General features: G+C 33.1%; 16 protein-coding genes. 7 read left to right on the top strand and 9 right to left on the bottom strand.

Annotated elements, in window-relative coordinates:
• Positions 1-42: 42 nt before the first annotated feature.
• On the bottom strand, positions 43-627 hold the full coding sequence (locus ML462_RS07410; RefSeq protein WP_240713172.1) for a T9SS type A sorting domain-containing protein: 585 nt from the start codon (positions 625-627) through the stop codon (positions 43-45).
• A 214-nt stretch (positions 628-841) separates the two neighbouring features.
• Here ML462_RS07410 and ML462_RS07405 point away from each other — a divergent pair, with 214 nt between their 5' ends.
• Positions 842-1720 (top strand): AraC family transcriptional regulator, encoded by an 879-nt coding sequence (locus tag ML462_RS07405; RefSeq protein ID WP_240713171.1) that lies wholly within the window; start codon positions 842-844, stop codon positions 1718-1720.
• 55 nt (positions 1721-1775) lie between these two features.
• Here ML462_RS07405 and ML462_RS07400 read toward each other — a convergent pair whose 3' ends face one another.
• Entirely contained in the window at positions 1776-2126 is a 351-nt protein-coding gene (locus ML462_RS07400; RefSeq protein WP_240713170.1) for a 4Fe-4S dicluster domain-containing protein, read from the bottom strand.
• 233 nt (positions 2127-2359) lie between these two features.
• On the opposite strand from ML462_RS07400, the gene ML462_RS07395 reads away from it, so the two are divergent.
• The 3 genes from ML462_RS07395 to ML462_RS07385 are packed head-to-tail and all read left to right on the top strand — an operon-like array spanning position 2360 to position 4820.
• Positions 2360-3904: a phage integrase SAM-like domain-containing protein gene (locus ML462_RS07395; RefSeq protein ID WP_240713169.1), complete on the top strand. Its 1545-nt coding sequence runs from the start codon at positions 2360-2362 to the stop codon at positions 3902-3904.
• 45 nt (positions 3905-3949) lie between these two features.
• Positions 3950-4396 (top strand): hypothetical protein, encoded by a 447-nt coding sequence (locus ML462_RS07390; RefSeq protein ID WP_240713168.1) that lies wholly within the window; start codon positions 3950-3952, stop codon positions 4394-4396.
• Between the two features lie 10 nt (positions 4397-4406).
• The gene (locus ML462_RS07385; RefSeq protein ID WP_240713167.1) at positions 4407-4820 is read left to right on the top strand and encodes a hypothetical protein; all 414 of its coding nucleotides are present in this window, start codon (positions 4407-4409) and stop codon (positions 4818-4820) included.
• 188 nt (positions 4821-5008) lie between these two features.
• On the opposite strand, the gene ML462_RS07380 is transcribed toward ML462_RS07385, so the two are convergent.
• From ML462_RS07380 to ML462_RS07350, 7 genes are all read right to left on the bottom strand, one after another.
• Positions 5009-5605, bottom strand: a complete 597-nt coding sequence (locus ML462_RS07380; RefSeq protein ID WP_262914745.1) for a recombinase family protein — start codon at positions 5603-5605, stop codon at positions 5009-5011.
• 324 nt (positions 5606-5929) lie between these two features.
• A complete protein-coding gene (locus ML462_RS07375; protein WP_240713165.1) occupies positions 5930-6733 on the bottom strand; it encodes a hypothetical protein in 804 nt (267 codons plus the stop codon).
• An 85-nt stretch (positions 6734-6818) separates the two neighbouring features.
• Positions 6819-7139 carry a hypothetical protein gene (locus ML462_RS07370; RefSeq protein WP_240713164.1) on the bottom strand — a complete coding sequence of 107 codons (321 nt, stop codon included), beginning with the start codon at positions 7137-7139 and terminating at the stop codon, positions 6819-6821.
• A gap of 97 nt (positions 7140-7236) precedes the next feature.
• Positions 7237-7596 carry a hypothetical protein gene (locus ML462_RS07365; RefSeq protein WP_240713163.1) on the bottom strand — a complete coding sequence of 120 codons (360 nt, stop codon included), beginning with the start codon at positions 7594-7596 and terminating at the stop codon, positions 7237-7239.
• Positions 7597-7873: 277 nt separating this feature from the next.
• Positions 7874-8035, bottom strand: coding sequence for a hypothetical protein (locus tag ML462_RS07360; protein WP_240713162.1), 162 nt, complete (start codon positions 8033-8035; stop codon positions 7874-7876).
• Positions 8036-9118: 1083 nt separating this feature from the next.
• Positions 9119-9373, bottom strand: a complete 255-nt coding sequence (locus tag ML462_RS07355; RefSeq protein ID WP_240713161.1) for a hypothetical protein — start codon at positions 9371-9373, stop codon at positions 9119-9121.
• A 507-nt stretch (positions 9374-9880) separates the two neighbouring features.
• Positions 9881-10660, bottom strand: coding sequence for a helix-turn-helix domain-containing protein (locus ML462_RS07350; RefSeq protein WP_240713160.1), 780 nt, complete (start codon positions 10658-10660; stop codon positions 9881-9883).
• A gap of 1050 nt (positions 10661-11710) precedes the next feature.
• Here ML462_RS07350 and ML462_RS07345 point away from each other — a divergent pair.
• From ML462_RS07345 to serC, 3 genes are all read left to right on the top strand, one after another.
• Complete coding sequence (locus tag ML462_RS07345; protein ID WP_240713159.1) at positions 11711-12043, top strand: hypothetical protein; 333 nt, start codon at positions 11711-11713, stop codon at positions 12041-12043.
• Positions 12044-12681: 638 nt separating this feature from the next.
• Positions 12682-13740, top strand: coding sequence for an acyl-CoA reductase (locus ML462_RS07340; protein ID WP_240713535.1), 1059 nt, complete (start codon positions 12682-12684; stop codon positions 13738-13740).
• Positions 13741-13806: 66 nt separating this feature from the next.
• Positions 13807-14871 carry a 3-phosphoserine/phosphohydroxythreonine transaminase gene (gene serC, locus ML462_RS07335; protein ID WP_240713158.1) on the top strand — a complete coding sequence of 355 codons (1065 nt, stop codon included), beginning with the start codon at positions 13807-13809 and terminating at the stop codon, positions 14869-14871.
• The last annotated feature ends 1 nt before the right edge of the window (position 14872 follow it).

Below are 14872 nucleotides of genomic sequence, written 5' to 3'. Positions count from 1 at the left end.
GAAAAGTGAGGGTTTTTTTATTTGAATTAGCCAAAATTCAATTTATCCAACAACTAACGTCTTCGTAAAGTTGTTGGTTTTCGTTTTAATCTGAACAGTATAATTACCGGGAGGAACTTCTGAGAAATCTAACTTCTTCTTAATAACCAAGTCATTACAGGTTAATATCCCAACAGGCACGCCAAATTTATCAAATATTTTTATTTCTACCCTATTTTTTTCAGGATTTGCCAGATAAACAGAAACCTGATCTTCATCACCTCTATATAAAGGCTTAAAAATCAAAAGGTTTGATCTGTAATTTATAATCAATTTATCTTTGATTTTGGTGATAACAGAGGTGGAAATATGGAATTCCCGGTCTAGTTTTAACGTATATTCACCATCCGGAAGACCATTGAAATCAAATTTCCTGGTTATACTATCCTCTTCCAGAATACGGTCTTTATATATGATCTCTTTATTTTCACCTAACAGACTTAGCAAAGCTCCTTTTTCCACTTTGGAAAGGCTTACCAGAAGATACTGCTGGTCACCTACTTTTAAATCGATTCCGTCGTTCGCCCTTGAATTTAAGCTGACTAATAGAAATAACGCAAGCGTCAAAATTTTAAATGTCTTTTTCATAATCTTAGGTTTTAAATTAGACTTCAATTAAAAGCTTAACCAAACTTAGATTAATATCTCCTTGAATAGTAGAAGGATATGTGCAGGTTTATGTTCTTATTTAACCATCTGGAATATAATGAAAACGTTTTCGGTTAATATTGAACATATTATTGATAATTTTGTTACACTCAGCTTTATTCTCAAAGATTAATTTTAGGAAAATATGCCACAAATGAATACTGGAAATAAACCAACACTAGAGAGGATAGAACCCGAATTTGGCAGTTCATTTTCCTTTAGAACATATTATAGCAATCCTGATAATAAGAGAAATACTTTCTGGCATTATCATCCCGAGATCGAACTTGTTTATGTAAATGGCGGCTGCGGAAAAAGACAAATAGGTAGCCATATTTCTTATTATCGTAATGGCGACCTAATTCTTATTGGATCACTTCTACCCCATTGTTCATTCACAGATAGCCTTACCGGCCATGAATGCGAATCGGTCATTCAATTCAAGCAGGATTTGCTTGGAGAAAATTTTTTCCAATCCCCAGAGTTAATTGGAATTAGAAACCTACTGGAAAGAGCCAAAAAAGGGATTGTATTTCACGGTAATACCAAGAGACAGATTGGCGCCAGGATAGAAGAACTCAAAAATAAGGAAGCATTTCCCAGATTAATGGGATTGCTTGAGGTTCTGAAAGAACTGGAAAAATCTGATAATTACACCATCCTGAATGCAGGAGGCTTTATCCTGGAAGCTTCATTTCAGGATAATGACAGGATAAATATTATTTTCAATTTCGTTAAAAAAGAATTTAAAAGATCAATTAGTCTGGATGAAATAAGCCAGGAAGTTAGCATGACCATTCCAGCCTTCTGCAGATATTTTAAAAAGATCACTGGTAAAACCTTCACCAGATTCGTCAATGAATATAGACTTACTCATGCTGCCAAACTACTTCATGAGAAACAAATAAGTATTACCGATGTTTGTTTTGAGAGTGGCTTTAATAATTTCAGTCATTTCAACAAACAGTTCAAGTCCTTTACCGGAAAGTCTCCTTCGGTTTATAGAAACGAATTAAAATTCAGTGTTTCCTGAAATACAAAATCCCGCTAAAACTTAGCGGGATTTATTTATTTATAAAATATTATTTCTACTCCTCGTGCATAAAGCGTTGTTTTGTCAGTAGCTCTTCATCGCTCTCAACGTGATCATCATCTGGAACACAACAATCTACAGGACAGACTGCGGCGCATTGAGGCTCTTCATGAAAACCTTTACACTCTGTACATTTGTCTGGTACTATATAATAAATTTCATCACTAATAGGTTCCTGAGCTTCGTTTGCGTCGGCTTCTATACCATTCGGGAGGACTACTTCTCCCTCAAGGTCGGTACCATCGGCATACCTCCAGTCGTCTGCACCTTCATAAATTGCGGTATTGGGACACTCCGGTTCGCAGGCCCCGCAGTTTATGCATTCATCGGTTATTACAATTGCCATAGCTGTTCTTTTATTTGTAAATTTAAAAACTGAACGAAAAAAGACCGGTAGCTTTTAGGAAATTTTATGGTTTTAAGCTGCGGAAACTTTAATTTCGCTGCACAAAAGAATTTATTCAAAAACTCCTTTAATTTCAGTACTTTAAAATATTAATTTGTGCGGTAGCCATCAATAAATTACCTTTAACCCACACACAAACACACACATTTTTCTTTAATTAATTTAATTATCTGATGGAGATTACACCAAAAACCAGAAGTGCAGGTAAAGATCACCTCTATATTTTTATCAATGTTCATGATGGTGGTAAATACCCCATAGCACGTCCATCAGTGGGTGTAAAAATAAAGAAACAAAATTGGAATAAAAAAGGAACCAGTGATAAAAAGAATTGGGTAAAAACCACCGAACCTGATTACAGACGAATCAATCAGAAGATTCATGATCTGATGATTCAGATTGAAGCTGAATTAAAAGGATTCACCACAAAAGAAATTACCCAACAGAAAGAAAAGAAGATCACGGGTGGTAAACTCAGTTTCTTTAACTATGCTGAAAAGCGTATGAAAGGAAGGGGAAATATAGATACTAAAGTGAATGATCAATATGCTATTAAGAAACTTAAGAAGTTCTTGGAAATTCATGGGTTAATTGGTCTTCAATTTGGTGATATCACCAGAACATTAATGAATGACTTCTATAGATGGATGCGTAATTCAAACCTGAAAGCTTCATCCGCTAAGAAATATATTGAAAGCATTCAGGCTATGTATAATGATGCCCTGGAAAATCCTGATTGTTCATTTGATTTGAAAGGGCATCAAAAGAACCCTTTCCATAGATTTAAATACGATAAGGAAATATCGGCAACCACTCCAAAATCCTTTACCAAGAAAGAATTTGAATGCTATGTAAAGGCTGTATTACCAGAAAATGTACGCAAACCTCATAAGTATAAGTTATGCCATAATATGTCCAAATTCCAGTTCTGGGGGGCCTTTAGAGTAAGGGATATTATGTTATTGAAGTGGTCTAATCTTGTTACCTATGATGATCATATCAATGTTGATTTTTTTACCTCCAAGGGTAAAAATCATATAAACAGACCTCTACCCCCATCTATTATTCTATTATTGGCTAATCAATTGGACAAATATGTTACCCATACCACACAAAAATTAGGGGAATTTGATAAGCAAATCGAATATAACCAACAGGAGTATGAAAGAACCCAGAAAAGTATTCCACCAGTTAATAAAATACCTAATGATGTTTTAATTGATCTATTGAAAAAAGGATATTCATTAGAAGATATTACAAATCAAAAATTTCATCCAATTCATAAGAAATTGAAAAAGCTTGAAAAGAAGATTGAAAGCTTATTCAAACAGAAACAAGGCTATGTCGAAGATATTTTACGAGGTGTTATAAAAAATCATCCAGATGAATACATTTGGGATTGGGGTAATGAATCCTGTTGGGGTGAAAGGTCACCTGAGCAATGGACAAATAAAGATTTAAAAACCATGAGATCAAACATAAATAGCTATTCGGATTACATTGATCGCATTGCCAAAAAAGCTGGTGTAGATAGAAAAATAAGCTCTCACATAACAAGACATACCGCATCCCAAATGATGTTTGATGAAGGTATGACCGCACACCAAGCTGGTGAATACCTTACCCATAAGTGGTTGTCCACAACCGAAAAGTATAGAGGTAGGTTCAGCAGAAAGAATGATGAAATATCAGAAGGATTATCCAACTTAATCAATTAAAATAATGGATTATTTCCTATTTTTGCTTGGAATTTTTCCTATTTCATGAAAGAATTAAATGAATATTCAGGACCAACTACCACAAAAAAGGATAGAGAAATGATCCCCAAAGAAATTCAATCTAAGATTTGGGTGGACTACTATTTCATGGCTAAAAGGTTTGAAAAGGATGTTGATATTATATCCTTAAATGTATGGGTTGTTGTCAAAGATATTGAAGGAAAATATTATGGAAAACGCTTAAGGCATAGTGGTCATTATGCAACCTGGAAAGAAGTAATTAATAATGATATCTCTAATTTTCTTTTAAGCTTACAATTAGACTTTGGCAAGGTTCAATATATTTTTCAAAACCTCGAGATCAAAAAGGAAGGTCATATTATCAAATATGATTACAGGCAAGGAGGTTGTTATTTAGGCATTGATGGAACTGACAAATTACATATACGGGAAGATAAATTTCACCTCTATGATTTTGAAAAATTCATGTAGTTTAATAATCATGAAACGGTTACTATTATTGGTTTTTTTATTGGGGGGAATTTTACATGGCCAGGAAAAGGTATTCCACTCACCCATTACTGAATATGTTACCACTCCTGCTGATGGTGAAGTTTTTAAACATATAAAGAGAGAAATCATTTTGTTTGAAGATAGGTTACTATTGCGAACATTTAGACCTGAAGGTGATACTGATACCGAAATTTGGTCTTTGGCAGATAATAAGTTCAAACTTCAATTGGGTAGATCCAAATTGGTGGCATCGTGTAAAACCTACTTGATATTTGAGGGTGTTCGGGTGAATGCTCAATGGAATTTTCTAGAAAATGATGAAGGTAAAATAGATGTAATATCCAGGACTATTACAAATGATCAAGGAAAAGAACCTTTAATTACAAGGTTTCATATAGATTAATTTAGTCAATCTAACTATTCTGGGTGAATTGGATTTCTTTTTTAGCCATCCTAAAATTGCCTGAAAAATTTAAATTCTGCAATCGCTATTGTAATAACTGAGGGTGGTAATATTGACACCAACAAAATTGAAGATTTGAAAAAGGCTGCTAAAAACTTCTATGAGCAATATTAATTATTGGTTCCCTTTTAATTTTCAATGTACCCCTTCACCTTCTGTACGGTTCCTAGTGATACATCACAAAGCTTTGCGATCTTGCGTAAACTGTTATCACCTAATTTCAATTCTTTAACCACTTGGGGATATTTAGATAGAAAATCAGCTATACTTTCAGTACTGCCTTTTTCACGCCCCTTATATGTCCCCTTAGCTTTTGCAATGGCAATCCCCTCACGTTGTCTTTCCAACATTGTTTCACGTTCCATTTCTGAAATATTGGCCAGTACCGATATGATCAATTTAAATGCTGGATTAGATTTATTTTTAATCCTGCTTTCTATCCCCAGGTTATCGACCTTCACTACTACCCCAGCCTTATCCAGTAATTGAAGTGTGGTTAATATATCTAATAAATTCCTACCCAATCGATCCACTGCATGCACACTTAAATAACTTATTTCCCCTTGATCTATTGCACCCAATAGACCTTTCCCTTGCTCTCTCTCATTGAAGGGAATTGAACCACTGCAAACGTCTAAATACACCTGTTCATCTTTATGCTGTTCTGCCAATTGGCGTTGGTGTTTTTGGTTTGGGGTTGAGATTCTAATGTATCTTGCTTTCATTGGATAAGTGATTTAAATAATGATTATTTGACTACTTCAAATATAAAACATTATTACAATTGTAACAATTTTAGGGTGGGTTTATTTAGCACTATGTTGAATCACTAATTATGTTTGTAGTAAATACAAAACTATATAACGGTTAGGCCATGCCCTATTTTTAATACAGATCACAAATTTATGAGCTACTGAATGTTGGGTGGGAATGGGAAATTAACAGATTAACGGTATCTGGGGGTCCTGATCACAAAAGGAAGAAATCCAAACAAAAGGATATAAGCTTATATAGGTCGATTGTAAGCTTATAGTCTTATTTTCATTATTTTAACTAAATAATATTCCAATAATTGTAAGAATTAAACCGATAATAACCAACAATCCCTTATGATCCTCAGCCCAATCACTTATCTCTTTAATTAAACTTTTTGAATTTTCTTTAATCTCTTTTTTGGTAGTAGGTTCTTTAGGTTCTGGGGTATCCTGATCATGTTTCCATTTTGGATAACCGATATCAAAAACTTCATTACCCTTTTCTGTTAGTATAAACCTACCCTTTTCACTAACAATCAGTTTACCATCCTTCAATTCCTTCACACCATTCCTAAATTTATAATCCACCTTTGAAAGTTCCTGAAAATATTTATTTGTGATGTTCTTATATTTAACTTCAGTTATTATAGAATCCAGGTATTTGGCATCTGGTTTCAAATAATCTCTAATATCAACTGATTGATTCGGTACTGGTTTAAATCCTTTGCCATTATTATATAGTTTTCCTTCAGCTACTAATTGGTTGGTAATATGTACTTCAAGTTTTGTGCTGCACTTAGTTAGTGTAAATAAATATTCTTTAGCTTTTTGAAATATTATCTTCTTCATATAGGCTTCCAACCCCAAATTAGAAGCTGTAAAACCATTTTCTGTTAAACTATATAATATCTCTTCCCCTTCATCATCTTTTTCTACAAGTTCCAATTGGATAAGATCATTTAATGCTCTATTAAAGTTGGTAATATGGAAGGGGAATTTTGATCTTAAGGAAAGAAAATCAATAAAAATATGATCTAATATTTCGTAAATCATTATTCCTTCAATAATCAAAGGTTGTCTATAATCTATATTATTCATTTAAAATATTTTCCCTCGCTCATCGTAGGTCTTGCAAATTTAAAAATACCAGCTTAATCGGACTGCGTAGTCATTTGAAATTACCTTAACTTAAAGCATTCATTCGCTCTGTAAGAACTTCTGTAAACTCAGTTACATTTTCTATAGCTGGTGATATATGATATAATGATTTATCAAATAAATCCATGTATGAACTTATTAAATCAGAATAAGCATCAATAATTAGGTTCGTAGTTTTAGCTGGTAAATCCTTATCTCTAAATTCGTAAACCTTTTCATATATTTTATGGGTTCTATCTTCAAGATTTTCTCGATGTTCAAATACAACATCTTTAAATGCCATTGCATGGTTCGTCTGCTGTTGAAGGATATTATTCAATTTTGTGATAAAGTCATGTTCAGTCATGTTCTAATTTTTACGATTAATACTTTAATTTATTTCCCACCCCCAGCTTTTGGAGTATGATCTAAAGTTTATAAAGGTCAAATTTGCCGTTTAAATATTATTTTGATAATAATGCCCTAAAGGCTTCCACAACTAAAGTAACAAACCAACCATAATGCTTCGTCAAGTTCATTCCTTTCTGAATCCAGTTAGGATGTTCTTTCAACTGTTTCTTCCTTATATAATCAATTGGGTGGTAGAATACGAATTCATGAAATTTAGTTCCCTTTATAATTAGATAAGAACCGTTAGGGCTATATCGAAAATAATCTACTACATCTAATTTGAAAAGGGTTGTTATGGCATGGGTATTCACATTATCATCAGGTGGATAATAGTTACCATTTTTAGAAATCGCATCAATGATTTCATTCATCTTTTTTTCGGTAGCAGGGGTAATGCTCTTCCAATTGATCATATGTAGGTAATTTAAGTTCTACGGTATTTTCTCTTTTCTACTCATACTTAGTTGGTGTTTCATAATTGAATAAATGATATTTGAGCATCAGATGAAATTGGTTAGAAGATCATCTAATAAATTGCAATTTAATGTAATTACATTCCTATTTAGAATTGATATAAATTACTTATTCACAATCTTATTAACCGTAACCGTTATATTTTTAATTACCCCCCGCTGCTATTGGTAATTTATGAGAATATATAAGTGCTGATGCTCGGGATTTGATCAAGAATTAGCTTTCTGATTTTTCTACTTTTTTCTGAATTAAATCACCTAAAATCTCAGCCAAGCGAGCACCGAACTTTACCATAAAGGAAGATAAGAAAGCAAAACCTAAAGCTATAATAGCTATCCAGGGATTATCTAAGATGATTTCTAAAACCTCAGAAGACATAATATTAGTCTAATTAATATTGGCTGTATCCCCCTGACTACAACCAAAATTCAACTAATATTAAATTTGGTTTTAATTCTGCGAAAATAAGGGGGTTATTTAGATAAAAGCCCGTGTTCTATTGTTACCTACTCTTCAGTAACTCACCCACGTTCTTAAGTCGGTTCTAAACAATCTACTATTTGTTCTTTCACATTCTCTTCCATTCCCATGAGAAGAGAACCTTTAAATTCAAAAACAAATATATAGGTTAGTTTGCTACATAAGTTTATTGTAATGAGGTTTTTATCAACACTTAGTCAACAGCGGTGAATTAATCAATACGAAAAAACCCCAGCATTTCTGCTAGGGTTTAAAAATTATTTCTTGATTTTATGTTTTACCCAGTCATATAGATCACTGGCTATTCTTTTAATTAATCCCGTTCCTAATGCACTTAGAATAAGAACAAGTAAATCCATTATTTGGATATCCATAATTTCTTAAGAATTAAAGATTAAGACGGTACCCAACCTCTGCATACCATCTTCGGTTAAAATCCTTTCATGAAAGAATTTTGAGGTTGGTATTCTTAAGATGCTTATGTGTATGCCTATTATTCTTGCCTTGTTTCTTTTGCCTGTGTTTGCCTATTGGTGCGAAAGTTTCTATGAACTACATTGCTTTTCTATGGCCTTAGATTGGCTTGATGATATTGGCTTTTTGCTTATGGCTTAAAGGTTTGCATCAAAACAAATATAAATTAACTGGTTTAATTGGATTATTTAGAACAGTTAAATTTATTACATTTGGTGTATGGAATGGATAGGAATTATTATTGCTACACTTAGTTTGGGACTCCAAGCTTATGATTCCCTATTCAAAAAAAATGCAACGCTGTCTGATACACTAAGAAAAAAAGACTTACATGGTATGCTCTTAATACCAAAAAAAATCTAAGTGCGATAACCGACACCGTTATAAAAAACTCTTTGGTGTTATAGCTGCGTTATTATTATTCCCACAACCACGAAATATTGAGATTAAAAAACCCTCATATACTTCATAGTACACGAGGGTTAACTTTTAATGATCTAGAGTAAATCAATCATCAATATCTACACCTGTTTGGATTCTGATCTGATTAATTGTTTCTTCTCTGGTTGCATTATTGGCTCTAGCCGTTTCAATTGCATCATCTACATCTTCAGGGTTAGCACCTTTCTCTATAGCATATTCCCTTAAATTTTCATAATTCATCATTCTTAGTTTTAGTAATTGCTGATTACATAAAAGCTTTATGCAATTGTTCCAATAATGTAATAACGGTAGCTGAAATACCAATAATCGTTGTGGCATGTTTCTGAATTGCTTTCAGAAAATTTAAAATTTCTTCCATGACTTGAATTTTTGTTATGCTATATATTAGTGCTCAACTATAAAGATCACAAAATTGATTATCTAAACATAGTAAAAATTTGTTAAGATAGATATTTGGATAGATTTAATCTATCAAATACCATTATCCAAGAGAGAACTCTTTAATTTCTATAAGAATGATTAAAAATTTTTATTTTGAATAGCAATTATCTTGGCACCAGTTTTACTGAAAAAACAGATTCTGCTATCTGCGTTACTGGCAACAACAATTAGGCTTCAATCATTTTCTCTACCTGATTCCATTATAAGAAGGCGTAATGATTATCTTGTTTAACAATTGAGTCTTGTGATGTTAAGGACATGTTGATTGTTAAAACCACCGTAATTCAATAAAAAGTAATCCATTCATATTTTTTCAATCTGCTCTCTCCACAGTTAAAGAATAAATACTCTAAGAACAGATCCAACATAGACACAGAAATGAACTTAAATTTTTAGATTTTGCATTCCTGATAAATCATTTGAGAACTTTTCAATTATCGGATTCATTAATTGGTCATCCTTGAACCTTGTAAGGTAAGTATGGAAATCAATAATGTTAAATAACTGAATGTTGTTATCAACTCTGTGTTTTGTCCATACCTGATCAATTACCGTTATTAAATCTTGATTATTCCTAACACCAATATCAACGTAATTACCAAGAAGTTCTTTTATGTTAGGATTATCGAATTTCAAATATTTTTGATTATCACCAATTATAGTAGCATCACAATCATCATTAAGATTTCTTGATGTATTGGTAAAACAATGATCTTCTATATCCACGGCCCCTATTTCAAGTTTTCCTGACTGGTTCTTTTTTTCCTTAAGAGGTTCGACTGGTACTGTGCCTTTCTTGTCATTCATATTATTTTGAAAGGTTTTCTTTTCATTATAAAGCGCAATTAATCTATCTTCATCAACATCCACATATCTGGTTTTACCACCAAAACCCTTATCCTGGTTACTTGCAGTGTTCCTTTTAATAATTCCCATATTTTCTAACCGCTTGAAGGAAGATTTAATAGTACTTTCCTTTAATCCAACTTTCCTTGCAATATCTTTAGTGCTAGCGTAAAATTGACCATTCTCAAATTGTAGAATGTATAATAAGAGCTTTAAATCAGAAACCGTATCAATTGTAAAAACCACGCATAATTGCAGATCATTATTTTCAATATTGCAATGTTCTTTATTAAGCTTTCTAAGTTTTAGATATTTCATTTCAATTCCAATAATATTTTCTGAGACAAAATTACCATTAACCTATCCTATCAACAAGAAGAATTTAAAAAAAACAACCATATAACAAACCTGTTATATTTTGATAAACAGCGTTTTATAATTGAAGATGATGGATATTAGAAACTAAGAACACAAACCTGGTTGAGGTCATTTTCAAATACCTGGTTAAGGTCATTTTCAAATACCTGATTTGGTATATCGAGATACCATTGTAATACTTTTAAATCTATAATACTATAAAGAAATAATACTTAACCTGTAGAATTATTAGTATTTTCTAATGTACCTACCAAAAATTCACCATATCTTAATTTAAAAAGCTGATCTTCCTGTCAAACCAGAATGTAAAACTTATCAGATTTTCAATTATCACCTAATACTGTGAATTCTCTTTCAACTACATAATCAAAAAAATCAAAGTATTTCAACCTAACTTACATTCAACTATCCCATACTGCTTATTATAACACGTAATTCTAATCTTTTCAACTTTTTCATACCTCTCTATACCGTCTAATAATGAAAGGCCCGTAAAGGGCCTTATTTTAACTTCAACAACACCAGTATTAGAAATTCTTCCTGAAATAAATATTCCAGAAAATTTTAAAAAAATTTTTTGGGACCAACTAAGTTTTAGCAAGTGAAATTAAAATTCAACATCTAATGAAAGAACGGATACTGCCTATTAAAAAACTTAGGTATCCTTCACAAGCAAGATCATACAGCCCTTCCCAGGGAGGGAGGGGGTAAGATACCAGGAAGGAGGGTACTCAACGCTGGCGCATGGTCTCAACTATGCATATTTTAATATACCCCCTATTCATACTGTCATGAACACGACTAAAAGTGCATAATACCACTAATAAAACCAGCAAAATGTACAATTTAAAAACCTTTCTTACTTATAAATAGGATTAAGTCTATCAAATTGATCCATTACCGTTTGTGTTTGGTTATGACCAAATTTAGGAGTTATGGCTTATCAAAAATTTTTGTTTCTTTAAATTCAAAATTTCGAAAAATAAATATATGAGTGAACAGGAAGTAATTGATGAACTCTTAACCCTGGACCTACCTATTGGTATTTGGGATGAGATAAGCAGGGATAAAAAGGAACGTGAAGCCTTCCTAGAAGAAATGGTTGAGAAGCACGGTTTTTACATTGCTATTATGAAAGGTATAATGGTCAACAATGTAGTTAAATTGGCATTCTTCTATAATCCAGATAAAAACAAATCTGAAAATATCGCTGGTTATTTTTTTCACCGCATGCCAGATCATTATAAACCCATTGAGGAAAATGTAGAGTTTGCAAATTGGGTGTTCCCCTATGAAAATATGACAATTCCACTTAGATATTAGAATAAGAGTATATAAATTTGATTTTATATTTATGCTGCTTATTTGTTACCCCTGGCTATCCTAGCTGGGGGTTTTTATTTATCTGTGCCAACTACGCAGAAATGCCCTAAAAAGGCTTATTCCTTCCAAACCATCGTTATAATTTTACTGTAAAGACGAATTTTTGGACTAAAAGTCCATCAGTATTTTAAAAAGTAGCTGTTGATTTGTGTATAAAGCATACATAATTGTTCAAAAAACCGACCCTATTTTTGAATGTCACACTTTAAATGAAAGACTGATTTTACTTTTACTGTTAATGGTTGAGATCATTGAATACATATTAGATAAAAAGAAGAAAAAACCCACGTGGAAGATTTTGATTCTATTGTGTGGGTTAGGATTTCTTTACATATGTTTCAACTTTCTCAATCAGCTTGCAATGATGTTGGTTAAGGATGTTTATATGTGGATAATTGGTGGGTAGTTTCATACCTTTGCCCACACATAATGCAGAAAATGATAATTAAAAATGCCGCACAAAACCCACACATTTAATTATTAAATTAATATAATATCAATATTTACAGGGATTCACAAGTATTTATAATTTCGCTGCACAAATTTAATATAGGCCATACTCATAACCAAATATGACGATGACAATCGACGACCATAAATCACATCTAATCACTTTAGGTAAATTTCTAGGGCAATTTCAGGAATCTGGATCTAACCCGGAGGAAAACCTGCCTGGGAATGACAGGTTTTTTAATGAATTCAATAATAAGATAGATTCTGCAATTCACCACAATGGCTGGTTCAATCGTGAAAATATAGTTTTCGCACTCCAGCAATGGAGCAAGGCTCTAACCTCCGAAAACCTGAAGCTATGGCTGGACCGATATGACCTGTCAGGAAGTGAAAATAAAACAGTAGGCATTGTTATGGCCGGAAATATACCTTTGGTTGGTTTCCATGACTTTTTATCAGTCCTCGTTTCTGGGCATAAAGTGCTGGCTAAGCTTTCAAAAAGCGACCGGCAGTTATTGCCTGTTATAGCCTCTTATTTGATGCATCTGGATAGCAGGTACGAGAACAGGATCCAGTTCACTGAAGAAAAACTTGAAGATTTTGACGCTGTTATTGCTACTGGGAGTAATAATACAGCCAGGTATTTCGAGTATTACTTTAAGGGAAAACCCAGCATTATCCGTAAGAATAGGAATTCCGTTGCCATAATTACAGGGAATGAAACGAAAGAAGAATTAGAGAAGCTTAGTGAGGATGTGTTTAGGTACTATGGCCTGGGATGTAGAAATGTTTCAAAACTATTTGTGCCAGAGGATTACGATTTTGATGAATTTTTTAAATCCATGTATAAATGGAATCCAATTATTAACCAGGATAAATACGCCAATAATTATGATTATAACAAGGCGGTTTATCTAATGAGCGAATTCAAATTACTGGATAACGGTTTTTTAATGCTTAAGGAAGATGAGAGTTTTGGATCGCCTATCGCGACACTTTTTTACGAAAAGTATGAGGATGAGAATAAACTTCAGGCTCAACTTGAAGAAAACAAAGATAAGATCCAGTGTATTGTAAGAGAGAATGCGGGAAAAGACGAGGTTAAGTTTGGGTACACCCAAAAACCGCAACTTTGGGATTATGCCGATAATATTGATACAATAGAGTTTTTAAGTAAACTCTAATTATAATTTCCCTAACAGCTAAACCATCCATTTTTTGGCATATTTGCTTTAACCAACTATAACTTTATGAAAAAACACAATTTTAGTGCTGGTCCATGTATTTTGCCTCAGGAAGTTTTTAAGGAAGCTTCACAGGCAATCTTAGATTTTAATGATTCAGGTTTATCAATTTTGGAAATATCGCACCGGAGTCCAGATTTTGTTGCGGTTATGGATGAAGCCCAGGCATTGGCCCTGGAACTTTTAGGATTAAAGGGTAAAGGTTATAAAGCCTTGTTTCTGCAAGGTGGTGCAAGTATGCAATTTTTGATGGTTGCCTATAATTTACTTGAGGAAAAAGCAGCCTATTTAAATACAGGTACCTGGTCTACTAAAGCGATTAAGGAAGCAAAATTGTTTGGTGAAATTGAAGAGGTAGCTTCATCAAAGGATAAAAACTTCAATTATATTCCTAAGTCCTACTCCATCCCAGATGAAGTAGACTATTTTCACTGTACTAGTAACAATACCATATTCGGAACACAGATGAAAGAGTTCCCATCTACCGCCAGCCCTTTGGTTTGTGACATGAGTAGTGATATTTTCTCAAGAGAACTGGATTTTTCAAAATTTGACCTTATCTATGCGGGAGCTCAGAAGAATATGGGACCTGCCGGAACTACCCTTGTCGTAGTAAAAGAAGATATTCTAGGAAAGGTTTCAAGAGAGATTCCTTCGATGATGAGCTATTCAACTCACATAGGAAAGGACAGTATGTTCAATACGCCTGCCGTTTATGCTGTTTATGTTTCCATGTTAACTCTAAGATGGATCAAGGCGAATGGAGGAATAAAAGCGATGGAAGAACGCAACCAGAAAAAAGCAGAGCTAATTTATAATGAAATTGACAGGAATCCCCTGTTCAAAGGTTTTGCGGCCAATGAAGATCGTTCTGTTATGAATGCCACTTTTAATCTTGTTGATGAATCACACAAAGATACCTTTGACCAAATGTGGAAAGGAGCTGGGGTAAACGGATTAAACGGACACAGAAGTGTTGGTGGATACCGTGCTTCCATGTACAATGCCTTACCAATAGAAAGTGTGCAAGTTGTTGTAGATCTTATGAAAGAACTCGAAAAAAAGATATAAA

This window comes from Christiangramia lutea, assembly GCF_022489035.1.
Lineage (GTDB): Bacteria > Bacteroidota > Bacteroidia > Flavobacteriales > Flavobacteriaceae > Christiangramia > Christiangramia lutea.
This window is presented reverse-complemented; position numbering and strand designations above follow the sequence as displayed.

Excerpts from the sequence above, each read along its gene's own strand:
- ML462_RS07410 (WP_240713172.1), bottom strand. The coding sequence starts at position 627 with ATGAAAAAGACATTTAAAATTTTGACGCTTGCGTTATTTCTATTAGTC.
- ML462_RS07405 (WP_240713171.1), top strand. The coding sequence starts at position 842 with ATGAATACTGGAAATAAACCAACACTAGAGAGGATAGAACCCGAATTT.
- ML462_RS07400 (WP_240713170.1), bottom strand. The coding sequence starts at position 2,126 with ATGGCAATTGTAATAACCGATGAATGCATAAACTGCGGGGCCTGCGAA.
- ML462_RS07395 (WP_240713169.1), top strand. The coding sequence starts at position 2,360 with ATGGAGATTACACCAAAAACCAGAAGTGCAGGTAAAGATCACCTCTAT.
- ML462_RS07390 (WP_240713168.1), top strand. The coding sequence starts at position 3,950 with ATGAAAGAATTAAATGAATATTCAGGACCAACTACCACAAAAAAGGAT.
- ML462_RS07385 (WP_240713167.1), top strand. The coding sequence starts at position 4,407 with ATGAAACGGTTACTATTATTGGTTTTTTTATTGGGGGGAATTTTACAT.
- ML462_RS07380 (WP_262914745.1), bottom strand. The coding sequence starts at position 5,605 with ATGAAAGCAAGATACATTAGAATCTCAACCCCAAACCAAAAACACCAA.
- ML462_RS07375 (WP_240713165.1), bottom strand. The coding sequence starts at position 6,733 with ATGAATAATATAGATTATAGACAACCTTTGATTATTGAAGGAATAATG.
- ML462_RS07370 (WP_240713164.1), bottom strand. The coding sequence starts at position 7,139 with ATGACTGAACATGACTTTATCACAAAATTGAATAATATCCTTCAACAG.
- ML462_RS07365 (WP_240713163.1), bottom strand. The coding sequence starts at position 7,596 with ATGATCAATTGGAAGAGCATTACCCCTGCTACCGAAAAAAAGATGAAT.
- ML462_RS07360 (WP_240713162.1), bottom strand. The coding sequence starts at position 8,035 with ATGTCTTCTGAGGTTTTAGAAATCATCTTAGATAATCCCTGGATAGCT.
- ML462_RS07355 (WP_240713161.1), bottom strand. The coding sequence starts at position 9,373 with ATGCCACAACGATTATTGGTATTTCAGCTACCGTTATTACATTATTGG.
- ML462_RS07350 (WP_240713160.1), bottom strand. The coding sequence starts at position 10,660 with ATGAAATATCTAAAACTTAGAAAGCTTAATAAAGAACATTGCAATATT.
- ML462_RS07345 (WP_240713159.1), top strand. The coding sequence starts at position 11,711 with ATGAGTGAACAGGAAGTAATTGATGAACTCTTAACCCTGGACCTACCT.
- ML462_RS07340 (WP_240713535.1), top strand. The coding sequence starts at position 12,682 with ATGACAATCGACGACCATAAATCACATCTAATCACTTTAGGTAAATTT.
- serC (WP_240713158.1), top strand. The coding sequence starts at position 13,807 with ATGAAAAAACACAATTTTAGTGCTGGTCCATGTATTTTGCCTCAGGAA.